This is a genomic window from Deltaproteobacteria bacterium (genome assembly GCA_016210005.1).
In the GTDB taxonomy this organism is placed as follows: Bacteria; Desulfobacterota; Binatia; order HRBIN30; family JACQVA1; genus JACQVA1.
Window position 1 is genome coordinate 17340 of record JACQVA010000266.1, and the last position, 21913, is coordinate 39252.

General features: G+C 65.0%; 18 protein-coding genes and 1 riboswitch. Of the genes, 8 read left to right on the forward strand and 10 right to left on the reverse strand.

Features of this window, described 5'->3' with window-relative positions:
• Positions 1-2: 2 nt before the first annotated feature.
• Genes HY699_25290 through HY699_25320 form a run of 7 tightly spaced genes read right to left on the reverse strand, consistent with a single transcriptional unit; the run spans position 3 to position 6861 of the window.
• Positions 3-1436 (reverse strand): DASS family sodium-coupled anion symporter, encoded by a 1434-nt coding sequence (locus tag HY699_25290; GenBank protein MBI4519119.1) that lies wholly within the window; start codon positions 1434-1436, stop codon positions 3-5.
• Between the two features lie 12 nt (positions 1437-1448).
• A complete protein-coding gene (locus HY699_25295; GenBank protein MBI4519120.1) occupies positions 1449-2669 on the reverse strand; it encodes a hypothetical protein in 1221 nt (406 codons plus the stop codon).
• The gene (locus tag HY699_25300; GenBank protein MBI4519121.1) at positions 2666-3448 is read right to left on the reverse strand and encodes a ThiF family adenylyltransferase; all 783 of its coding nucleotides are present in this window, start codon (positions 3446-3448) and stop codon (positions 2666-2668) included. Before HY699_25300 ends, HY699_25295 begins: the two co-directional genes overlap by 4 nt.
• A complete protein-coding gene (locus tag HY699_25305; protein ID MBI4519122.1) occupies positions 3445-4470 on the reverse strand; it encodes a pyridoxal-phosphate dependent enzyme in 1026 nt (341 codons plus the stop codon). Before HY699_25305 ends, HY699_25300 begins: the two co-directional genes overlap by 4 nt.
• Positions 4460-4747, reverse strand: coding sequence for a MoaD/ThiS family protein (locus HY699_25310; GenBank protein MBI4519123.1), 288 nt, complete (start codon positions 4745-4747; stop codon positions 4460-4462). Before HY699_25310 ends, HY699_25305 begins: the two co-directional genes overlap by 11 nt.
• 32 nt (positions 4748-4779) lie before the next feature.
• A complete protein-coding gene (locus HY699_25315; GenBank protein MBI4519124.1) occupies positions 4780-6042 on the reverse strand; it encodes a threonine synthase in 1263 nt (420 codons plus the stop codon).
• A 24-nt stretch (positions 6043-6066) separates the two neighbouring features.
• The gene (locus tag HY699_25320) at positions 6067-6861 is read right to left on the reverse strand and encodes a HesA/MoeB/ThiF family protein (protein MBI4519125.1); all 795 of its coding nucleotides are present in this window, start codon (positions 6859-6861) and stop codon (positions 6067-6069) included.
• A gap of 64 nt (positions 6862-6925) precedes the next feature.
• Positions 6926-7047: riboswitch (SAM riboswitch) on the reverse strand.
• A 160-nt stretch (positions 7048-7207) separates the two neighbouring features.
• Here HY699_25320 and HY699_25325 point away from each other — a divergent pair.
• Complete coding sequence (locus HY699_25325; protein ID MBI4519126.1) at positions 7208-8920, forward strand: aldehyde dehydrogenase family protein; 1713 nt, start codon at positions 7208-7210, stop codon at positions 8918-8920.
• Between the two features lie 158 nt (positions 8921-9078).
• A complete protein-coding gene (locus tag HY699_25330; protein MBI4519127.1) occupies positions 9079-11580 on the forward strand; it encodes a right-handed parallel beta-helix repeat-containing protein in 2502 nt (833 codons plus the stop codon).
• Between the two features lie 35 nt (positions 11581-11615).
• On the opposite strand, the gene HY699_25335 is transcribed toward HY699_25330, so the two are convergent.
• The 3 genes from HY699_25335 to HY699_25345 all read right to left on the reverse strand — a co-directional run bounded on the left by HY699_25335 (position 11616) and on the right by HY699_25345 (position 15643).
• Positions 11616-12365 carry an SDR family NAD(P)-dependent oxidoreductase gene (locus tag HY699_25335; protein MBI4519128.1) on the reverse strand — a complete coding sequence of 250 codons (750 nt, stop codon included), beginning with the start codon at positions 12363-12365 and terminating at the stop codon, positions 11616-11618.
• 55 nt (positions 12366-12420) lie between these two features.
• Complete coding sequence (locus tag HY699_25340; GenBank protein ID MBI4519129.1) at positions 12421-14823, reverse strand: hypothetical protein; 2403 nt, start codon at positions 14821-14823, stop codon at positions 12421-12423.
• A 124-nt stretch (positions 14824-14947) separates the two neighbouring features.
• Positions 14948-15643, reverse strand: coding sequence for an HAD-IA family hydrolase (locus tag HY699_25345; GenBank protein MBI4519130.1), 696 nt, complete (start codon positions 15641-15643; stop codon positions 14948-14950).
• 110 nt (positions 15644-15753) lie between these two features.
• Here HY699_25345 and HY699_25350 point away from each other — a divergent pair, with 110 nt between their 5' ends.
• The 6 genes from HY699_25350 to HY699_25375 all read left to right on the forward strand — a co-directional run bounded on the left by HY699_25350 (position 15754) and on the right by HY699_25375 (position 21673).
• Positions 15754-16461, forward strand: a complete 708-nt coding sequence (locus HY699_25350) for a hypothetical protein (GenBank protein MBI4519131.1) — start codon at positions 15754-15756, stop codon at positions 16459-16461.
• Positions 16462-16531: 70 nt separating this feature from the next.
• Positions 16532-17377 carry a MaoC family dehydratase N-terminal domain-containing protein gene (locus HY699_25355; protein MBI4519132.1) on the forward strand — a complete coding sequence of 282 codons (846 nt, stop codon included), beginning with the start codon at positions 16532-16534 and terminating at the stop codon, positions 17375-17377.
• Positions 17378-17501: 124 nt separating this feature from the next.
• Positions 17502-18242 carry a glycosyltransferase family 2 protein gene (locus tag HY699_25360; protein MBI4519133.1) on the forward strand — a complete coding sequence of 247 codons (741 nt, stop codon included), beginning with the start codon at positions 17502-17504 and terminating at the stop codon, positions 18240-18242.
• An 88-nt stretch (positions 18243-18330) separates the two neighbouring features.
• A complete protein-coding gene (locus tag HY699_25365) occupies positions 18331-20739 on the forward strand; it encodes a hypothetical protein (protein ID MBI4519134.1) in 2409 nt (802 codons plus the stop codon).
• A 309-nt stretch (positions 20740-21048) separates the two neighbouring features.
• Positions 21049-21345, forward strand: a complete 297-nt coding sequence (locus tag HY699_25370; GenBank protein MBI4519135.1) for a hypothetical protein — start codon at positions 21049-21051, stop codon at positions 21343-21345.
• Positions 21326-21673: a DNA-binding protein gene (locus HY699_25375; protein MBI4519136.1), complete on the forward strand. Its 348-nt coding sequence runs from the start codon at positions 21326-21328 to the stop codon at positions 21671-21673. Before HY699_25370 ends, HY699_25375 begins: the two co-directional genes overlap by 20 nt.
• Positions 21674-21913 lie beyond the last annotated feature (240 nt).

Below are 21913 nucleotides of genomic sequence, written 5' to 3' on the forward strand. Positions count from 1 at the left end.
TTCTACGGCGTAATGCCGAGCAAGGGCCAGTACCAGCTGGCCAAGAGGTTGAACAACAGCAACGAGATCGAGGTCAGAACCAGCCCGGGCACAAACATGTCGCGCGTGCGTAGAAAGCCCGAGGAATAAGCGATGGCGTTAGCCGGCGTGCCGATCGGTAACGTAAACGCCAAGCCCGCCGGTACCGCCACCACCAGCGCCATGATGCGCGGCTCCATGTTGAACTGGGCGGCTATCGCCAGGCTCACCGGCATCACGATCGCCACGGCAGCGGAGTTGCTCATCACTTCGGTCAATAGAATGGCGGCGGCCGATACCAGGAACATCACACTGGTCGGCCCCGAGGCCCACTGCGAGATGATGTGGTCGGCGAGCCAAGTCGAGGCGCCGCTGCGGTTGAGCGCCGAACCAAGACAAATCGCGCCGCCGTACATCAGGATCAAGCCCCAGTTGACGTAGCGCTCGATGTCGCGCCACTGTACCAAGTTGAGCCCGAAGAGCACCACCACTGCCACCAGCGCGATGTTGGCGAGGCCGAATTCCTCGCCGAGAACGATCCAAGCCGCGATCGTGAGCGCCATCACCCCGCCCGTCAGACGCTCCTGAAAACTGGCCCGCCCCATGGCGAGCAGCTTCTCCTCCACCGCGTGCTGAGCGGCGGATACGTCGCTCACGTCGATCGCGAAGAAGAGACGCAACAGCAGCCACCCGACGACGAACAGCAAGAGCACCAGCGGAGCGGTCGCCGCGCTCCACTCGGCGAACGAAATCGTCTGGCCGCTGACCTCGCGCAAGATCCCGAGCGCGAGGGGGGCGCGCGCCCCGCCCAGCAGCGTGGCCACGCCGCCGATGGTGGTGCCCCAGGCCATCGCCAGGAACAAAGCGCGGGCGTACTGGCTGCGCCCGCGGGTGAGGCGCAGCACGCCCGCGATCTCAACGATGATCGGAAAGGTCATCGCCGCGACCGCGTGCTCGGACATGACCAGCGACATCGCCCCGTTGATCAGGAATACGCCGCCAAGCAAGGCCGGCGGCTTGCCGCCGAAGCGGCGCAGGATGGCAAGTGCCAAACGCGTGGAAAGCCCGGCCTTCATCATGGCTGCGGCTAGAATGAAGGCCCCGAGGATGAAGAACACCGCCTCGTTGCCAAACAGCGCGTACGCATCTCTGCTCGTGAGCACGCCCGTTAGCGGCAGCAGCACGATTGCCAGCAGACTGGTGATCATGGTCGGCAAGACATTGAGCACCCAGTAGAAGATGCAAAGAACGAACACCGCCAGCGCCTTGAGCCCGGCTGGGCTGAGGCCGTCCTGGTGACCGAGTTGCAGCGTCAGCCAGTACAGCAGCGCGCCCACTGCCAGCAGCAGCAAGCGGCGACCGCGCATCAGCACAATGATCCACAGCGGTCGCCGGTCGACCTCAACTTCGCGGGGCATTGTGGAGCATCCTCACAAGCGGGAGGAGTCGAACGAGTCGCTGACAGTGCGCACGCGCAAGCGGCGGCGCAGGCGCGCCAGGTTGCGGGCGGTCAAGTTGCCGAGTCGAGAGCGGTAGAACTGCTGCGTGACGCTCAACCGCACCTCCTCGGCGACAAAGAAGCGAGCTTCCAGCGGGGTAACCCCGAAACTCAGCTCCTGCACCCAGTCCATGTTGATCTTGGCATCGCGGACCGCATGAAACAGGTGCGCGAACAACGGCGCGATCTCTGCCAGCCGCGGTTGTGCCGGCTGGCCGGCGCGCGCCAGTGACAGCACCGGCAACACCCCAGCGCGGGTTAGTTGGTTCATGCCGTCAATCGTGGACTCGCTCGGTTCGGCGCCGACCAGCAAGTCACTCCACACTGTGCCGCTCGGGAAGATGGTCGCGGCGTAGGCAAGGGCCTCGTAGTAACGGGCCTGGCCGCAGCGCGCCACCCGCCCCGGGCACAGTGGTAGCAGCCGCTGCGGGTCGTGAATCTCGATGCCGTAGCTGAGGGCGTCAACTCCCATGGCGTAGGTGCGGTCGATCCAGCGATTGGTTTGCGGCGGATGCACCTGGACCGCGACGAAGGTATCGAAGTGCCGTTTCACCGCGCTGATGTACGGCTCGAGGGCGGCTACGCCGCCGTCCTCGCTGTCGCTGCCGCCGCCATTGAAGAGGACATACTCGACCGCGCCCTCGGCCAGCGCAGCGCGTATGGTTTGGATCACCTCGGCCACCGGGCGCGGGCTGAGCGCGGCGGCGGCGGTCCCTGCACAGAAGCGGCAAGGGCTGTGGCGCAGGCTGAAGCCACACGCTTCCACCGGGCTGAGCGCAATGAAGTTGCCGAACACGGTGGCGATCTCGCGCATCGGTGTGCCCCGCAGGGTGTGCTTGCCATAAAACTGCGGCGGCGGAATCACGCGCACGTCCACGCGCTCGCCCGCTGCCTCGCCGCCGCGGTGGAGGAAGAACCGCGCAGCCTCACAGCCGAGTTGGTACCGCCCCTGATCCCTCTGAGCCCCGTTGCGCTTGCCGACCGGGGCATCGACCACGACGTCTTCCGGCAGCAATAACTCCAACGCCGGCGTCTGCCCTAGCGGCACCGCCAGGCCTGGGCGTATCTCGGGGCGGGTGCACACCGCGGCATCGAGGTCGATGCCCTCGAGTGCCAACTCCACCTTGAGGTAGCCGGGATTGGGAGCGCTCATGCGCGCGCTCCCCCGCCGCACACCGCGCAAGCAGCGTTCTTCGGCAAGGGCGTGGAGTGAACCGCGCCGCGCGCAACGTCAAACGACAAGAGTCGGCCGTACAGCGGCTCCCCGACTTCGAGCACACACTTCAGTGCCTCCGCCGCCTGCAAGGTGCCGAGCAGGTCGGCGGCAACTTCGCGCAGCGGTGAATCGGCCGCCTCGTGTGGGAGAGGCGAGACGATGCAGGCATAGCACGGCACCCCGCGCAGGTGGCCGGCGAAGGTCGTGATGCAGACCTCGTCGCCAGCCGCAGTTCCCGCGACGAGTGGGATGCCCAGTGCGACGCAGGCGCGGTTGAGGGCGGCGCGTAGTTCGCCGCTCTCGCCGCCGTCAATGACGGCCTGGTATGGCCGCAACGAGTCTTGCAGAGCCGGTGCATCACTACAATTTGTTAGCGAAACAACGGTGGTGTCGGGGTTGGTCACGGCGATCGCAGCGCGGGCACAGGCGCTGGTTGTCAGGTTCATCAACCCCAGTCGGCCGGCGCCGGCGGCAACTAAGTAGGGCAGGGCCGGGGCCTCGCCCCGGGCCGCCACCACCGCCAGCGCCGTCGCCAGGAGGCGTTGCTGGCCGCGGGCGCCGATCTCCGGGAGGACGATTTGGCGGCTGTAGCGTTCGATTTGTACATCGCTGAGTTTGGCGGTCTGCTCGGCCTGCACCGCACCTCTGCGGCAGGGTGGATAACTGAGGTGGGTCGTCGTGCGCCCCGGCGGCGTAGCGCTTGCCGTGCGGATCATGTTTGCCGGGCCGCCCGGCGGTGGTAGGCTCGCCAGCCAATCCACAGGCTGGTGCTGAGGTAGCGGTCGCCGAAGTCGGGAAAGATCACCACGATCGTGCCCTCGTCCAGCTCGGCTGCGACGTGCAAGGCCGCCCACATCGCGGCGCCGGAGGACTGTCCCACCACCAGCCCCTCCTCTGCCCCCAGCCGGTACACGGTGTCGTAGGCGACCTCAGTGCCGACATTGATTTTGCGATCGAGTTCTTCCTCGCGGTAGATGCCGGGCACGATCGAGCTGGCCATGTGTTTGAGCCCTTCGAGCCCGTGAAAAGAGTCGTCGGGTTCGACCGCAATCACTTGCACCTGCGGGTTGCGGCTCTTCAGGTAACGGCCCGTGCCCATCACCGTACCGCCGGTGCCGATGCCGGCGACGAAGTGGGTGACACTTCCGCCGGTGGCATGCCAAATCTCGGGGCCGGTGGAGTCGAAGTGGGCCTGCGGGTTCTGCGGATTGAAGTACTGGTCGGGTTTGAAGTAGCGCGCCGGGTCGTCGGCTAACATCTGGCGGCACAGGCGGATCGCGCCGTCCGAACCTTCGAGCGGGTCGCTGAAATGGATGCGAGCACCAAAGGCGCCGATGATCTTCTTACGTTCAAGGCTGACGTTGGCCGGCACCACTAGCTCAACCGGGTAACCGAGCACGGCGCCGATCATCGCCAAGGCGATACCGGTGTTGCCCGAGGTCGAGTCGAGGATGACTTTGCCGGATGCGAGTTTGCCTGAGCGAAGGCCCTCGCGCACCATCCACAGGGCTGGTCGATCCTTCACCGAGCCGCCCGGATTGAAGCCTTCGAGCTTGGCGTAGATTCTTACCGCGGGCGAGATCGCGCGGCCGGCCTTGGTGCGGAAATGCTGCGGCAGCCGGCTCAGCTCCACCAGCGGTGTGTTGCCGATGAGATCGAGCGCCGACAACGCCCGGCGGCGCTCGCGCAACTCGTTGCCGGTGGTGGCCGGCCCATCGGCTGCCGGCTCAAGCGGCATTACGCCCCCCGGCGATCGCCGGCACGATCGAGACTTCGTCCCCGTCTTTCACGGGGGTGTCGAGATTGCTGAGGAAGCGGATGTCGTCACCATTGATGTAGATGTTGACGAAGCGGCGCACCTGGCCGTCGGCATCACACAGGCGCTCCTTGATGCCCGGGTGATTACGTTCGAGATGATCAACCACCGCGCCGACCGTGGCGCCGTCGGTGCCGACCTCGTCGGCGCCGTTGGTGAACCGCCGCAGCGGTGTGGGAATACGAACCAGAACGCTCATCGATAGCTCCTTCCGTGTGGCCTCTACTGTACTCACGCACGCGCGCGTTTGGCCGCGGGCGCATGTTCGATTTGGTGATAGAGTTTATCGAACTCGGACAACCGAGCGTCGATGGTAGACGGCTGTTCGACGGCGTCGCGCACCGCCTCGAGCGTCTTGTAGCCGTTGCCGGTAACGCTGATGACGATGGACTCGTCACGTGGGATGCGGCCCTGCTCGATCAGCTTCTTGGCCACGGCCACGGTGGTGCCGCCCGCGGGTTCGGTGAAGATGCCCTCGGTGCGGGCAAGTAAGCGGATCGCGTCGACGATTTCCGCGTCGGTGGCGGACTCGCCCCAGCCGCCCGACTCGCGCACGGCCTGCAGCACGTAGTAGCCATCGGCGGGATTGCCGATAGCAATCGACTTGGCAATGGTGTTCGGCTTCACCGGCGTGATCAGATCCGCGCCCCGGTGCAGCGCTTGCACCACCGGTGCGCAGCCGGCGGCTTGCGCGCTGTAAATTTTGAACGGCGTTGGCTGCACCAGACCGACCTGGGCGAATTCATGAAACGCCTTGGCCACCTTCGGCAGGATGGTGCCGCCGGCGGTGGGCACGACGATGTGCTGGGGCAGCCGCCAGCCGAGTTGCTCGGCGACTTCGAAGCCGTAGGTTTTGGCGCCCTCGGTGTAGTACGGGCGGAGGTTGATGTTCACGAATGCCCAGCCGTACTTGTCGGCGATCTCGCTACAGAGGCGATTGACGTCGTCGTAGTTGCCGCGGATCGCCACCGTACGCGGGCCGTAAATGGCCGAGCCGACCACTTTGCCGGCTTCGAGATCGTGGGGAATGAAGATGAAGCAGTTCAGGCCCGCGCGCGCCGCGTGCGCCGACACGCTGTTGGCCAGATTGCCGGTCGAGGCACAGGAGACGGTATCGAAGCCGAACTCGATGGCTTTGGAGATGGCGATCGAAACCACGCGGTCCTTGTACGAGAAGGTGGGGTGGTTAACCGAGTCGTCCTTGACGTACAGCTCCTTTACCCCGAGCACGGCCGCCAGGCGGTCGGCGCGGACCAGCGGGGTGAAGCCAGAGTGCAGCCCGATGCGGGGTTCGCCGCTGATCGGCAGCAACTCACGGTAGCGCCAGACGTTGCGCGGGCGTTGCTCGATGATCGCCCGGCTCAAACTGCGGGCGATCGCTGAGTAGTCGTAGGTAACCTCGAGCGGGCCAAAGCAGGTGTCGCACACGTGCAGCGGTTCGATGGGATAGCTTTGCCCGCACTCGCGGCATCGCAAGCCAAGTACTGCGGTCATGGTCACTCCTTCTTGCGCCGAAGCTCAGGCGGCACCAGCGTGCTCCGCCAGTAGCGAAATCGTCGGCTGTTCCCCGCACAGCGGGCAAGCCGCGCTGCGGTGCAAGTTGATGGTGCGCCAGCGTGAGCTGAGCGCGTCGAATGTAAGCAGGCGATCGGTGAGCAGATCTGTGCTGCCCATCAGATACTTGATTGCTTCCGCGGCCTGGATGACTCCGAGCGCGCCCGCCACCATGCCGACAATGCCGGCCTCCTGGCAGGTGGCAATCTCGCCCGCCGGTGGTGGCGAGGGAAACAGGCAGCGATAGCAAGCTGAGCGGCGGGGCAGCACGGTCATGGTCTGACCGCGAAAGCCGAGAATGCCGGCGTGGGAGTATGGCTTCCCAGCCAGCACGGCCCCATCGTTGATCAGGAACTTGGCGCCGGCGTTATCGGTGCCGTCGATGACGAAATCGAACTCGGCGAAGCGGCCGGCGAGGTTGTCGGCCGTCAACCGCTCCTTGAAGGTACGAACGTTAACTTCCGGGTTTATCGAAAGTATCTTGTCGCGGGCCGACTCAACTTTAGGGCGCCCGAGGTCGGCATCGCCGTGGAGGATCTGGCGCTGGAGGTTGGATAGTTCGACCGCGTCGCCATCCATCAAGCCGACGGTACCAACCCCGGCTCGGGCCAATGCCGCTGTTGCGGGGCAGCCTAAGCCGCCGACGCCGACGACGAGTACCCGGCCAGCCCGCAAACGCTCCCGAGCGAGTGAGCCGGTGGTCGCGATTGGCGCTCTCGCCACCGTTGGCTTCCCCGCTATTGCCTGCTGCGCACGCATCGTTCGCTCGCGTCCCAAAAAAAACCTCTTCCCCGGGGAAAGGAAGAGGCTGTTTCAGTCTCTCACCTTATCTCTCCGGGCTCCCTACAGAAGACCCAGCTGGAGTTAGCACCAGCGCCCCGGCTTTCGCCCGGACCGGTTGCTGTGGCATCGACGGGCCAGTCCCTCCGCCACTCTGGATAAGGTATATGTTTCTCGGTGTCTTCTCTCGCGGCGAAGCTACGTGAATTGCCCTGGTGAGTCAACCGAAATCCCGCCGTCCCGCATAGGGGCGAGGTGTTGTGTTCCCTTTGAATTGCGTCGGTGCGCCCGCTACCGTGGTGGCGTAGCGAGAGAGGAGACCGCGATGGAGCTGATACCGAGGCTGAAGCCGGCACTCGCAGCCTTTTGCCGGCGCGGCGGGATGGGACCGGATCCGTTGGCGGCGCAATGGCGCGAGCGCCGCGCTGAGTGGTCGCTGTTCGCACGCTGCCTGTCGGAAGCCGAGATTGAAGCGCTGCGGCCGTACATCTTTGCATACGAGCGCTTGCCGGATGCCCCTGGGGATGAGCCCATTCCGGTTTACAACTTCATCGCCGGGGAGTGGCGCAAGGCGGCTGAGGCGGTGGATATGCCGGCGTTGTTCGACCGGCGCGTGCGGCTGAGTCGCCTGCCGCGCTCGCAGGCCGCCGAGGTGGAAGGCGCGCTCGCCGCCGGATACTCCTATTGGCAGAGCCTGGCGTGGGCAGAGGAGACGCTGCAATACCGCAAATGGGTGGTGAAGAACTTCTCGCGCATCCTGCACTACTACGAAGAAGCCTGCCTCAGGGAAATTCGGCAGCAGATCCCGAAGACGCGCCTCGAAGCTCAGAAGGATTTCTGGGAGGCCAAGCGGGCCGCGGACCATCTCGAAGGCGCGGCCGACAAGGCCATGCTGGCAGAGTTGCTGCCGCCGATGGTCGACGGGCACACGTATTGGAAGAACTCCTTCTTGCCGGCCGGCTTGTGCGTGTTGCTGACACCGATGAACTTCATCTACGGCATCCCGGTCATTCAAATTCTGGGGTGTTATCTGGCCGGCTCGCCATTTGTGTTCAAAGGGCATCCGTTCGCCGGCATCACCAACACCAGCTTGATTCGCATGCTACTTGCAGCCGGCGCCGCTCCGGGGGCGGTGCAGAAGATCGAGGGGTTTGGCAAGGACATCGCTGCCCTGCCGATCGATCCCCGCGTGGCGGTGGCGTCGGTGACCGGCAGCGAGGAAACCGCGAAGTCGATTCAACGCGGCCGCGGTATCCGGCCCCTGCGCTTTGAGGGCGGTGGCTGCAATTGGGCGTGGATAGACGATGGCTTCGGTGACACCGAGCTGCAGCGCATTGCGGAGCGCTTGACGTATTCGAAGTTGGCACTGTCGAGCCACAAGTGCACGGGCCTGCACGGCGTTGCCGGTTCGGAAGCGGTGGTGCGCCAGCTGGAACCGCTCTTCGATGCGGAGTTCGGCAAGTGGACCATCGAGGATCCGCGCCGCACGGCGAGCACTACGGTCATCGGGCCATGCATGGTGCACCGCGCCGGCAACGGCGAGCAGATCGTCGCTGCCGCGCAGCGGGCGGGATGCCGAATCGTACGCGCCGGGGGCACGCTGGCAGACACCGACTACGCCCGCAACGCGGAGGTACTCAGCCCGGCCATTATTGGCGGCATCACCCCGGGGTTGCAGCTCACCATCAATTGGGACGGCCGCGGGCCACGCACGTTTGTCCTGGCAACCACCGAATTGTTCCTGCCCGTGCTGGTGACGATGGTGGCCGACTTCGAGTCTTTCCTGCGTTTCAGCCTGTGGCAGAACCCGCACGATCTCGCCACGGTCTTTTACACCCGCGACGATCGCAAGTTGCAGCGCGCCCGGCGCGTCGTCGCCGGCATGCACAAGGAGAACGACGGCACCGACTCGGCGCTGGAGTGGGAGGCCTTCGGCGCCAGCGGCGTGGGCGAGAGCGGCAACAGCAGCGTCGGCGACGCCGCTTCCACTATTCGTATGTTCTGCCGTGAGCAGAAGGGACGGCATGTGCTGCTCTGAAGATTCAGAGACAGGCCGCGGCAATAGCGTGACGGGAAGTGACGCTACTAAGCCTTGAGGTTTCGAGCCGCACAGCGTCCGCTAAAGCGCCCACGGTTCTTGCGGTGGCTTTCAAGGGTGGCGCCGCCCGGTACGAAATGCGCTAGGGCTTTTGCGGTATGAAACCGCAGAGGCGATGGCTGGCCGTGAGTCTGATGCTGGTGGTGCTCAACTCGGTCGCGCATGCGGCGACGTACTACGTCGATCCGGCTGGTAGCGATGCGGCCGCCGGCAGCGCCTTGGCGCCATGGCGGACTATTCAACACGCGGCCACGGTCGCCGGCAGCGGCGATACGGTGGTGGTGCAGCCCGGCGTTTACATTGAATCCGTGTTGCTGACGGTTTCGGGGGCGCCCGGGCTGCCGATCACTTTTCAAGCCGTCGCCGGAGCGATTCTCGAGAGCCCCGACCCGAGCGCCAGCCTGTCCGCATTCGACGTGCGTCCGGGGGTCGGCGATCTGGTGCTCGACGGGTTCGAGGCGCGCGGGGGTTTTCACGAGACGATTTTCATTCGGGCCGGGGCGCACGATGTCGCCGTGCGCAACTGCCGCGTGTACGGCAACCGCGTCGGCATCTGGGTGGATGCCGCCACCGATGTCGAGATCAGCGATTGCCAGGTGCACGACAACACCGCCTTGGGAATCCGCGTCTCGGGCACCAGCCAGTTCGTAACGATTCGGGATACCCGGAGCTTAAACAACAGCGACGGGTTGGCCTGTGCGGGTGGAGCCGACGGCGTGAGCATCGAAGAGACGGCGTCGCGGATCACACTGATCGCGGTGGAGGCATCAGGCAACAGCCAGGACGGGTTCGACCTTCAGGGCGACCTAATCACGGCGCAACGGTGTACGAGTCGGAACAACCTATGTGCGGGAATCAAAATCGGCCAGAACGCCAGGCTCGACAACTCCCTGGTGGTGGGCAACACGACGGGCATTGCTACGCGATCGTATTTCAACGTCGTGACTACCGTCGAAATCGTGAACTCGACAGTCGCGGACAACCTCGGTATCCAGATGCATTTCAAGGATGCCGCCGGGGCGGGTCTGACGCCGGAGCCGTACAACGTGGTGGTCCGTAACGTCATTGTCTCCGGTCCCGGCAAGGCGATGGAGGTGGCACCGGCCGTCGTCCTGACAGAGGACCACAACCTGCTCTTTCGCGAAGATACGACCAGCGGCTTGATCGTGCGCCACATCAGCGATGTCCTAGAGCGCCGCTACACCGGCCAGGAAATCAATGCCGGTGTCTGGACGACCGAGAGCGGACAGGGCATCGGCACGTGGGCAATTAAGCCGGACTTCGCGGGCACGCCTGACTATCGTGTGGCGGCGGACAGCGTAGCTGTAGGTGGAGGTGACCTCGCCGGAGCGCCCGCTGACGATCGCAACGGTGGCCCGCGGCCGCAGGGCACCGGCATCGATATCGGCCCGGACGAAATGGCCGAAGCGAGCAGCAACCGCCGGCCGTGGGCAGACCCCGGGCCAGATCGGAGCACGGTGGTCGGGTCGAACGTGAACTTCACAGGATACGGCTCTGGCGATCCCGACGGGGACCTCCTCACCTACACGTGGGACTTCGGCGACGGCAGCCCGGGCGCGGCCGGTTATGCCGTGCAGCATGCGTACGCGGCGCCGGGTACCTACAACGTGACCTTGGCCGTGTCCGATGGCAGCCTGAGCCGGTCGCGGACCGCAGCCGTCGGCGTGGCAGCGGTGCCGCCGACCGCGACTCCCACAAGTAACCCGACGCCCACCGCAACTTCTGCGGTGCATGACTCAGTTGTGGCACCACTGCGGCCGCTCAGCGTGTGGCTGCGTGCTGGGGTGATGTCCGTAACGAAGTCCGTGCGTGTCACCGTTGCCAATGCGGACGTGGCGCCGGTGGCGGAGACTCCTGGCCACGAAATCAGCCTCCTCGTCGATGCCAGCGCGTGCCCGGCAGGGCTTGTCAGCGGCGGGCCGGATTTTTCGAGCCGCGAGGCCGGAGAACAAGCACAGATCGTGTTGCCCGGAGGACGGCGCGCGGCTGCCGTTGTGACACTGTCGATTCAGGCTAGTTCATTCACTTCTCCCGGCGGAAGAGCCCCGCACCGCTGCCGGCTGCTCTTCACGGCGACCGGACCAGGATCGGATCCGAGCCCGGAAAACAATGCCGCCGAGCTGGAGATCAACGTGATCGACGCGAACGATGGTTCGGCAGAGCAGGTGCCCGACTCGGCACTAGCGAGTATCGCACCGGTCTCGATCAGGTTGCTGAAGGGGCAATCTCAGGCCGAGAGAGCGGTATGGGTCACGGTGACGAACACGGATCCCGCCGGATCGGCGGATCATCCGATCTCGCTAGTGGTGCGCGATGGCAGCTGTCCCCCAGGAGTCGTCGGCGGCATCGATCTTAGCTCGACCAAAGCCGGCGTTCAGAGCACGGCCGTACTGCCACCGGGCGGTCGAGCGATGGGGCGATTGACTTTGTCTGTCGGAGCCGCCAGCTTCGCGGCGCTCAACGCCCTGTCGCCGGCGCGTTGCGAAGCCGAAGTGGAAGTAATCGACAGCAGCGACACGGAGGCGGCGAACAACACCACGACCTTCGCCATCGACGTGATCGACGGCAACGACTTCTGAGTCGTACCGCCGACTGGCTACGTTGGAAGCCGGCGTCAGGTGCGCCGGTGCACCATCGCGGTGGCGGCTTGATCGGTAGGCAACAAGAGTAGTTCCTCGACGTTCACCGACGGTGGACGGGTCGCGCACCACACGACCGCCTCGGCGACGTCCTCGGCGCGCAGCGGGCGGGTGCCTTCATACACTTTGGTGGCTCGCGCGCGGTCGCCGTGGAAGCGCACCTCGCTGAACTCGGTCGGCACCAGTCCGGGAGCCACCTCGGTGACGCGGATACCGGTGCCGTGCAGATCGAGGCGCATGGCCTTGTTCAAGGTGCGCACGGCCGCTTTGCTGGCGCAGTAGACATTGCCGCGCTGATAGGTTTCGTGCCCCGCCAGCGAGCCGATGTTGATCACGTGGCCCCGCCCGCGCGCCACCATTCCCGGCAGCACGGCGCGGGTGACGTAGAGCAGTCCCTTGACGTTGGTGTCGATCATCTCGTCCCAGTCGTCTTGCGAGCCTTCGTGAATCGGATCGAGGCCACGCGACAGGCCGGCGTTGTTGACCAACACCTCGATCGCGTCGAACGGAACCGGGAGTGCACTGAACGCACGGTGCACGGCGCCGCGGTCGCGCACGTCGAGTTCGAGCAGATGACTGGGAACCGCCAACTCAGCGGCCAGCACGCGCAAGCGCTCAACGCGACGCGCTGCCAGTACCAGTTGGTGGCCGTCGCGCGCGAAGGCCCGGGCGGTGGCCGTGCCGATACCACTCGAAGCCCCGGTGATGCAGACGATCATCGCCATCTCTCCGTCGTGCAGCACCTGTCCGCGGCAAGCTCCCGGCGCCGAAGTGCAGTGTTTACGCTCGCCGCGCCACCGAGGTGAGAGCCAGCGTTGCCGCAACGTAACACGCAAAGCCAGTCCAGAACGCGGCCGCGATGCCCCAGGTCAGGGCGATCACCAACGCCAACACCGACGCACACACCGAGGTGGCACCGTTGATGCCCCAGAGCCACGGGGTAATGGCCGCCGAGTGGGCCGACGCCAGCTGCATACCGAGCGGGAAAGCCATCCCCATGAAGAATCCGAGGGGCAGTAGGATCGCCGTCGCCGCAACGATGCGAACCGCCGTGCTCGACTCCTGCAACCAGGTGATCGCCGACGGCGTCAGCAGTCCGAAGATGATCAGCACCGCCAGCAGCAGACCCAAGCGCAGTGCCGGCGAGGTGACGGCGCCGGGGGCTCTACCCAACTGGGTCGCGTAGCTGCCCAGGCCGCTGGAAAGCAGCAGTGAGAACAGCACCACCGACAAGCCGTACGTGGGGTGGCCGAGAAACACGATCAGCCGCTGCATCTGCGAGATCTCGATCAGCATGAAGCCGACGCCGATGGCGGCAAAGAAGACGAAGAAGGGGAACGCCCCGCGCAATGCCCCACGCTCGGTGGTCAGTAGTAACGGCACGATGACACAAGCCAACGTCAACACGGTCACGACGACGAACAGGGTCGCCAGAATGAACATGGCCTTCATGTTGAAGCTAACTTCGCCGTGCTGCCACAATTCCCGACGCAGCAGGTCGCGCGAGCGCAACATGTGAAAAAAGAACGGGCTATCATCGGTCGGCGCGCTGACATTGAGCGGGAACTTGGCCACGACACCGTCCGGATCGCGGCCCGTGGCGAGCGCGGTGAAGATCGGATCGAGCGCTTGGCGCGGGCTCAGAACGACCTCGAATTGCATCTCCTGCGCCACCTGCTCGACCCGCTCCAAATCCGCGGTCGAGAAGGGCTCGCGCCCGACGAGGATCGTGCCCACGCCGTTGCGCCCGGCACCGCGCATCATGCGCCGGACGATGATCACATGTTGCCGAGGGTCATTCACCCGCAGCTGCTTGAGGGCGGCCATGGCCAGGGAAGTCAAGCGGTACACCTCACCCGGCCGGTCGCGGAAATACCAGCGCGAGAACGTCAGCACACCGCTCGAGTTCAGCCGCTCCAGGAACAGCTTCCAGGCCTCCTCGGTATAAAGCGAATTCTCGGTGAAAACGAAGGCGCCGGCAGCAGTGGCCGCCCAGGTGTCGATCAGCGACACCTGGATGATATCGAAACGTTCGCGCTGGCGAGCGACGTAGCTGCGGGCTTCGTCGTTCACGAAGGTAACCGCCGGATTACGGTCGAGGTGACCGGTGAAGTCACCGAAAGTTCCATTGACGGCGGCGATGATGTCGGGGTTGATCTCCACCCCTACGACCGCACGCTGGCGAAAGGCCAGCGCCGAGAGTAGGTCGCGCCCGCCCCCGGTGCCGACCACCAGCACCTTGGCATTCGGCCGAATGTAATGCACCAGGTTGGTGACGTCGTACTTCAGGTGCTCGATGTCGCCAAGGTCGCCGGAAAACTTGGTCAGCGGCGTACCGGCGGTGGCGTCGATGTTCATCAGCATCTGGTGCACCTTGCGCTCGGTGGGATAGGTGTAGCTCAGCCCCCACCCGAAGGGTGCTTCAAGACGTTCCGGGTCACCGAAAACGGCGACGCGGGAAAACGAGTTCCACTTATCGTACAGCGGTTTTTCCTCCACCTGGCCCTTGACGTACGCCAATCGCAGCAGCGGGGTTTGCCGGGCACTCAAGATCGCTCCCCCGACCGCGGTCAACGCCAGCAGCAAGCTGACGGCGCCGGCGAGGCGAACTCGCCGGGCAGAGGCGCTGCCCACCGCAAACAACACGCTGCCGAGCGCGGCCAACAGCGCCACTATCACCACCGCCGTGGGTCCGTCGGTTATCCGCAGGATGTAGATGAACAGTACGCAACCGAGCGCGGCCCCGAGCAGGTCCGCTGCGTACAAGCGGTTGACGTGCGCCGGAAAGCGCGTCAGCGCCAGGCACACCGCGATGCCGCTGAAGACAAAGGGCACCGCGATGACGACGTAAGTCAGAGCCACGGAGTAGATGCCGAGGAGTGAGACGTTGGGAGCGAAGGGAATCGCCAGGTGGGTCAGAAAGCTGAAAATCACCGTCAGCGCGAACAGCAAGGAGACGTTCGCCAGCTGCTCCCCCACCCGGCTCTCGGTAAAATACGCCGGGCGCAAATAGACGATGATCGCACCCACGGTCATGCCGAACATGGCCACGGAGACGGCCATGAAGGCAAAGTGATACCACATCGTCACGCTGAAAATACGGGTGAGTAGCAGCTCATACAGCAGCGTCGCCAGTGTCACCATGAACAAACCGGCGTAGGTCGTTGGCCGAACTGCAACCATAGGTACTCGCTCCTGAACCATAGATGAGACTTCGAACCAAGGGTGGGCGCGCGCAAATCCTTCGGCCCTCCTGTAGCCCGCAGGCCGCTGGGCAGTCAAACCCTTTCGCCGACAGCGGCCTCGATCACCACCGAGCCAACTGCTCGAGATGCCGGATTAATGCCGCCAAGCTGGGCAGGGAACCGACATCTACGGCATGCAAGCCGGCCGCCCGCGCCGCCGCGATATCATGCTCGGCATCGTCGCCGACATAGACGGCGGCCGCCGCCGCGAGCCCTAGACGCTGCAAGGCGAGCGCAAAGATCGCCCCACTGGGCTTGGCCGCGGCGGCGTCGGCTGGGCGCACTACCGTATCGAAAAGATCTTCCAGCTCCAGTCCTTGCAACACCATGCTCAGGCGATGGTCGAAGTTGGAGATCATCCCGGTGCGGTAGCCGCGCTGGCGCAAGCCGATGAGCGTCTGGCGTGCGCCAGGGAACAACTCCCAGGCGTTGGCGCTGCCGTAGTGATCGAACAGGGAGTTGAAGTAATCCTCGAAGTTGAGGAATGTGGCGCAACCGTTCGCCTCGCGCACGGTTGCCAGCACCAGCGTCCGCCACCAAGCACGCTCGAGCTGCCTGACCCGCGCTGGCGATTGGCCGGCGAATACCATGGGCGGCATGGAGCGAAAGGCGGCGCAGAACCCCGCCTCAATACGTTCGGGCGCCAGCGTCACACCGAACTCTCCTGCCAGCCGCGCGTAGGTGTGCCCCACGGGCTCGCGCAGGTGGATCAGAGTACCATGAGCATCGAACAGGACGGCGCGAATTCTTCCGGCCATGGGTGCCATCATCTCATGGGCACACGCGCGGCAAAAGCGGGCACTGCGCCACCATCCGCTGCGCCCGCCCGCAGTTGATCGCCGCGCCGGTTTCGCGTAACCAGGCCCGCATGCGACTAATGCTCTTGATGGTGGCAGTCATCGTCTGCGCGGTGCCCGGCTGGACTCAGGCGAAGGATCTCATGTTGCGCCAACGCGTCGTGATCAAAGGCCCGGCGGCCAGTACACGCGAAAGCACGCAGTACTGGAGCGACAACAAGCTGGTCAATGACGACCAGAGCACGCGCGTGATTCTGGATCTCGAGGCTGAGACCGTGACGACGATCGACAAGGAGCGCAAGACCTACTTCACGCGCTCGTTTGCGGAGATGCGTCAACAGCTCGATGCGCTCAAGCGGCGCCTTGAGAGCCTGCCGCAGGCCAAGGAGTTGATTGGCAAGCTCGACGCCGATGCCCCGCTCACGGTGCGGGCCACCGGCCAAAGCGAGAAGATTCTCGGTTACGACGCCGAGGAATACACGCTCGCCGGCGGCGCGATTTCCGGCTCGATCTGGGCGGCGGATTCGCTGGCGCCACCGACCAAACGGGGCTTGGAGGTCCTGAGCAAGGCGATGGGCGGCGGCTGGGGTCCGGCGGGCCGTTTGTGCGAGGCCGTCAAGGCGCTCAACCGGCTGCCACTGCGCAGCACCATCACCGCCAACGTCGGTCCACGCCCTGCCACCACCTCCACCGAGGTCATCGAAGTGAAAGAGCAGCCGGCGCCGCCCGAGGTGCTCAGGGTTCCCGAGGGCTTCAAGCAAGTGACGGTTGCCCAGTAAGAAGGGGATGCGCGCGGCGTGGGGACTAGGGGCTTGACACGGGCGTGAACTTTACCGAGAACAGGTGCCCATGAGCAAAGCGATTTCGAGCGATCTGGTCGGCATGACGTTCCCGCCGGTCCCCTTCAAGTGGGATGCGAAGGACGTGATGTTGTATGCGGTCGGCGTGGGTGCCAAGCCGGAGGGTGAACTGGAGTTCGTCTTCGAGGGCAAAGGTCCGAAAGTGCTGCCCACGTTTGCGGTGATCCCGGGTATGTTCTCGATGGGCGGCCTGGTCTCGAACGTCGAAATCAATCTGGCGATGCTGCTCCACGGTGAACAGGCGATCACGTTGCATCGGGAGATTCCGCCGGACGCCAGTGTCCGCGTCACCGGGCGTATCAGCGAGGTATGGGACAAAGGCAAGGCCGCGGTGATCGGCTCCGAAGGCATCGTCGAGGACGAAAACGGTCCGCTGTTCACCACCAAGGCGACGCTGTTCATTCGCGGCGCCGGTGGGTTCGGCGGGGAGCGCGGCCCGTCAACGGCAGATAAGAACGCCGTACCCAATCGCGCACCTGACCATGTCATCGAAGACGTAACGCGGCCCGAGCAGGGCGCGATTTATCGCCTTTCCGGAGACCGCAACCCGATCCACATCGATCCCGACTTTGCCCGCATGGCGGGCTTCGAGCGGCCGTTTGTGCATGGCTTGTGCACCTACGGCTTCGTTGGGCGAGCCATTCTCAAGGGGCTGTGCGCGGGCGAGCCGGCGCGCTTGAAGTCGTTCGAGGCCCGTTTCGCCGATCAGGTGTATTTCGGCGACACCATCATTACGAAGCTGTGGGTAACTGGCCCCGGCGAAGCCATCGTGCAAGCGGAGTCACAGAAGGGCAACGTGGTGCTGTCGCAGGCCCGCGCCACCTTCAAGCCGTGAATCGCCGCGGCCGGGGTGGCGCCGCCGGCGGCCTCGGTGTCTGAGCTCGCCGAGCAGTGCCGAAGGATGGTGCCGAGCGGCGGTCGCGTGTCCGAGCCCGGAGCCCTGACTACAGCCCAGCCCCATGAGCGATGCCAGCCCGCAGCTCTCGGTGATAATTCCCGCCTTCAACGAGGAGCGGCGGCTGCCGCGTACCCTCGATGAAGTGCTCGGCTATCTGACGCGCCAGCCGTACCAGTCCGAGGTGCTGGTGGTTGACGACGGCTGCGATGATGGTACCGCCAGACTGGTGCGCGAGCGCGCCGCAACGCTAGCAGTGCCGCTCGCGGTGATCGCGCATCCCGACGGGCGCAATCACGGCAAGGGTGCCGCCGTGCGCCGCGGCATGCTGGCGGCGCATGGGCGCTACCGCTTGTTCATGGACGCCGACAACTCCACCGCCATCGCTCACCTCGACTCCTTTTGGCCGTTCTTCGACTCGGGCTGCGATGCCGTGATCGGCTCGCGCGATGTCGCCGGCGCCGATGTCGCCCTGCACCAGAGCTGGTACCGCGAGCTGGCCGGTAAGCTCGGCAACCTGGTCATTCAACTGCTCGCCGTTCCCGGCATTCACGACACCCAGACCGGCTTCAAGATGTTCAGCGAGCGCTGCGTGGCGGACGTGTTTCCGCGGCTCACCATCGATCGCTGGGGCTTTGACGTCGAGATACTCGCCGTCTGCCGCGCCCGCGGCTACCGCGTGCAGGAGCTGCCAGTACGCTGGGTCAACCAGCCCGACAGTAAACTGGGGATGGGCAGCTACTTCGAGGTGCTCGGCGAAGTCTGGCGCGTGCGGCGTAACCTGCGCGCCGGTCGATATCGCTAACGGTGAGCATGCGGCACTCGTCGGTGTCGGAGGGCAGCATGCATCGCGGCGCTGGACAAGACCGCCACGCTCCCAGTAGGGTCGCGCCATGAGGGTAGCGGGCAGACGGGGAATCTGGCTTGGCGCGGCAGGCGGGCTCTTGCTGGCGGGGGTGGTGCTGGCGTTGTGGTACTGGCGCCGACCTGCCGTTCTGCCCGAGCCCGAGCTGGCGCCGCCGCCGGCCAGCGAGCTCGGCGTCACCGCCGCGCCCTTCGGCCCGTGGTTGCGCTTCGAGCCGGCGGGCGAGCATCGCGATTACTGGGAGCGAATGTATATCGACATGATGCTCGGGCATCAGGTGTTCAAGACGCTGCCGCGCGGCCTGCCGCCGCAGCGCGCTCGTGCTCTGCTCCTTGATGACGACGACTTGCTGCTGTCTTCCGGCCCCCGGCTGTGGAGTCGGGAATCGCTGCCGCAGCCGGGATTGGCCGGGAAGTTCTGCTACGTGCATTCCGACTTCTGCCTGAAGCGCTTGTTTGAAACCCATTTTGTCATCGACGGCCAGCCGGCGGTGATCTACGACAACCATTACAGCATCGAGCGTTATCCCAGCCGCACGCTCACCCGCTACACGCTCGGCAGCCTACAGATCGATGAGAACAAGTACCTCACCAACGATGACCGCGCGGCCTGCACTTACGACATCCGCTCGCGTGACGGCCGCGCCCACGAGCTGACGCTGCAGGTTACGAGCCAGAATCTGACGATGCCCAACTCGAGCGGCGCGACCACCTATCCTTTGCTCGGTAGTGGCCAATACCAGCGGCAGCCGGTCTACATCTACCTCGACGCCCCCGGTTTCGATGCGCTCGATGCCTACCCGATTCACCTGCGCCGCAGCGTCAGCGTGATTCCCGACGGCACGCCGCAGCGAGTCAGTGTCGCCGCCAGCTTCGAAACCGCGCCGCGCAATAGCCGCAGCCGGCCGCTGCCGGCGGACACGATCGAACGCCACGTCGAAACCTATCAGCGCTGGTTCTTCGACAACGTCCCGTACTTCGATGCGCCCGACGGCGCGATCAAGCGGATGTGGTACTACCGCTGGTGGGTGGTGCGCTTCAATCTCAGCGAAGCCAATACCCCCGATCTCAAGGGTTACGCCTTTTACGAAGGCAAGCTCGGCTTCGACAATCTCATCTCGTTTGCGGCGCCGGCGCAAATCAAAGAGCTGACGTACTTGCGCGATCCGCGCTTCGGCCGCGAGCAGGTGGACAATAGCTACCGCAACCTCTCGCCGCTGGGGGCGCTGGTTGACGCCGTCGGCAGCCCGTATTGGGGTGAGATGTATTCACAGTGGACCGCCGCAGCCGTCGCCGATTTCCACCGCGTCCACCCGTTCGAGCCGGCGGCACTGCGCCACTTGTTGCCGGCAATGGCCGGCGACGTGCGCGCCTGGCTGCGCGCGTTTGATGCCGACGGCGATTTTCTGCCTAGCCGCAACATCCCGCGCATCACCGGCTATGACCTCGATATCCTCTCGTGGTGGTTCTTCGATGGACTCAAGCTCGACCTGCGCGGACAACCCGTTGACCTCGAGCGCGTCGATTTTGCCAGCTTCGTTTACGCCAACGCCGCCGGCGTGGCGGAGCTGGCCGACTCTGCCGGCGAGAGCGCTCTGGCAGCCGAGATGACGCAGCTGGCCGGCAACATCCGCGGCGCAGTGCTCAAGCAACTCTGGGATCCGCAATCGGGCTTCTTCTATCCCCAGCGCGCTGAGGACGGTCAACGCATCCCCGTGCGCGAGCTGCACGGCTTCTTTCCGTTCACCATGAGGCTGGTGCCCGATGAGGCCGCCTATAGAGCGGCGCTGGCGAAATTCGTCGATCCGCAGGAGTTCTGGGCGCGTTTTCCCCCCGTGATTACGAGCACCGCTCATTACCGCCAGTGGACCTGGGAGATGGACGGGCTGACGCGCAACATCGCCCCGCATCCCATCAGCATGGGCGCGCTCACCCTGGTTCGCGCCCTGCACGATTACCACCAGGACGTCATCACGCCGGGGCATCTCATGGAGCTGATCGCCCGCTACACCGCGCTGATGTACCCGGGCGTGCACCCAAACGACCCGGCCTGGCGGCCCAACGCCCACGAGTACTACTCGGAGTGGGAGCCGGGCTCGAGGTCCGGGCTTCCCAAACCCTCGGACATCTCCCATGACTTCCATTCGATGTACAACGCGCTGGTAGTGGAAGGCATCGTCGGCTTGACCCCGCGCCGCGACGACCGCATTGAGCTACGGCCAGCGGCGTTGGAGTGGCCGTACTTCGTGCTGGATCGATTGCGCTATCGCGGTCACGATCTGACCATTGTCTGGGATCGCCCCGACGGCAACGTGCGCTACCAGGGGTATCCGGAGGGCTTCTCGCTCCACCTCGACGGCCAAGTGGCGTTCACGCAGCCGGCGCTGGCGGCGGTGGTCTATGACCCTGTCGCGCGCAGCGTCAGCCCGGCCGACTGAAACCCAAAGCGCAAAGCTCTGTTGAACAAAACCGCTACGCGGCGGTGTCTGCTTTAGTACCTGCCGGCTGATTTCAGAGCGCTGTTTTTGTTCGTGACCCGCCGCGGCTGCGGGGACAGACTGATCTCTCCATCTCGCGCAACGCCCCATCGCGCCGGATGACGTAAGAACCCTCTTGCGTTCGGCTCGCGGACCCGACGGGGCGCGTGATTGACGAGCCCATCCGCAGCACCCTGCGCGCCGGCGCCTCGATATCCGCAACGTTGGAGTCATTGACAACGGGTTGCTGGCGTTGGCATAGTCTCCAGCGTGAAGGCGACGCTCCTCGTCCGGGCCCGCATCGTCTACGCCGAGAACGCCTTCGCGGAGACTGTGCTCTGGAAGGTTCCGATGCCGATCGAAGGCTCGGCCCACCGCTATCGGTACCGGCTTGCATACGTCGTCGATGGCAAGTGCCAGGTTCGATATGACAACGAGGCCGTGAAGGGCGATCACCGTCACTACGGCGGGCGCGAGACCCCATACAGCTTCACTACGCCCGAGAAACTGATCGCTGACTTTCAGCGCGACATCCGGAGGTGGAACGATGAGAACCGTGACGCTTGAGCTCCGAGCGCCCGGGGAGGCCATGTCGGACTTCGTGGCGGCATGGAAGACGGGAAAGAGACAAGGAGGTGCCCGGATCGCGTTTGCGAGTCCAGAACTTCTCTGGCGGGTGCTGACGGCCAAGCGGTGGGAGATCCTGAAGGCACTCTGCGGTGTCGGGCCAGTGTCGGTCCGCGAAGCCGCACGCCGCGTGGGCCGAGACGTCAAGGCCGTGCACAGCGACATTACGGCTCTCCTGGCCGCCGGTGTGCTCACGCGCACGGAACGCGGCCGGGTAGAGTTCCCGTTCGACACCGTGAAGGTCGAGTTTCTGCTGCGTGCCGCGTAGCTGGCGGCGTGCAGCATGGGGACGGGGGAATTCGGGACGTATGGCCGAGTCGAGTAGCCGCGCTCGGCGATGCCGAACCCCTATAAGGCCTCCGCTGCGGATCGTGTCCCCGGGCGCCTGCTACTGCATGATCACGCGCGGCTTCCGCGACCCAGCGACTGCCTGCGTCTTCACGATCGCACTGCGACCGGCGCGCCGTCGTGCGCCCGCACCCGCCCCTGCGCCGCTCCGCGCGTCTCA

What these genes read in the sequence shown, in the direction of transcription:
- HY699_25375 (MBI4519136.1), top strand. Translation starts at nt 21,326, where the DNA reads ATGAGAACCGTGACGCTTGAGCTCCGAGCGCCCGGGGAGGCCATGTCG.
- HY699_25365 (MBI4519134.1), top strand. Translation starts at nt 18,331, where the DNA reads ATGAGGGTAGCGGGCAGACGGGGAATCTGGCTTGGCGCGGCAGGCGGG.
- HY699_25325 (MBI4519126.1), top strand. Translation starts at nt 7,208, where the DNA reads ATGGAGCTGATACCGAGGCTGAAGCCGGCACTCGCAGCCTTTTGCCGG.
- HY699_25300 (MBI4519121.1), bottom strand. Translation starts at nt 3,448, where the DNA reads ATGATCCGCACGGCAAGCGCTACGCCGCCGGGGCGCACGACGACCCAC.
- HY699_25315 (MBI4519124.1), bottom strand. Translation starts at nt 6,042, where the DNA reads ATGACCGCAGTACTTGGCTTGCGATGCCGCGAGTGCGGGCAAAGCTAT.
- HY699_25305 (MBI4519122.1), bottom strand. Translation starts at nt 4,470, where the DNA reads ATGCCGCTTGAGCCGGCAGCCGATGGGCCGGCCACCACCGGCAACGAG.
- HY699_25350 (MBI4519131.1), top strand. Translation starts at nt 15,754, where the DNA reads ATGCGACTAATGCTCTTGATGGTGGCAGTCATCGTCTGCGCGGTGCCC.
- HY699_25340 (MBI4519129.1), bottom strand. Translation starts at nt 14,823, where the DNA reads ATGGTTGCAGTTCGGCCAACGACCTACGCCGGTTTGTTCATGGTGACA.
- HY699_25335 (MBI4519128.1), bottom strand. Translation starts at nt 12,365, where the DNA reads ATGGCGATGATCGTCTGCATCACCGGGGCTTCGAGTGGTATCGGCACG.
- HY699_25345 (MBI4519130.1), bottom strand. Translation starts at nt 15,643, where the DNA reads ATGGCCGGAAGAATTCGCGCCGTCCTGTTCGATGCTCATGGTACTCTG.
- HY699_25290 (MBI4519119.1), bottom strand. Translation starts at nt 1,436, where the DNA reads ATGCCCCGCGAAGTTGAGGTCGACCGGCGACCGCTGTGGATCATTGTG.
- HY699_25295 (MBI4519120.1), bottom strand. Translation starts at nt 2,669, where the DNA reads ATGAGCGCTCCCAATCCCGGCTACCTCAAGGTGGAGTTGGCACTCGAG.
- HY699_25310 (MBI4519123.1), bottom strand. Translation starts at nt 4,747, where the DNA reads ATGAGCGTTCTGGTTCGTATTCCCACACCGCTGCGGCGGTTCACCAAC.
- HY699_25330 (MBI4519127.1), top strand. Translation starts at nt 9,079, where the DNA reads ATGAAACCGCAGAGGCGATGGCTGGCCGTGAGTCTGATGCTGGTGGTG.
- HY699_25355 (MBI4519132.1), top strand. Translation starts at nt 16,532, where the DNA reads ATGAGCAAAGCGATTTCGAGCGATCTGGTCGGCATGACGTTCCCGCCG.
- HY699_25360 (MBI4519133.1), top strand. Translation starts at nt 17,502, where the DNA reads ATGAGCGATGCCAGCCCGCAGCTCTCGGTGATAATTCCCGCCTTCAAC.
- HY699_25320 (MBI4519125.1), bottom strand. Translation starts at nt 6,861, where the DNA reads ATGCGTGCGCAGCAGGCAATAGCGGGGAAGCCAACGGTGGCGAGAGCG.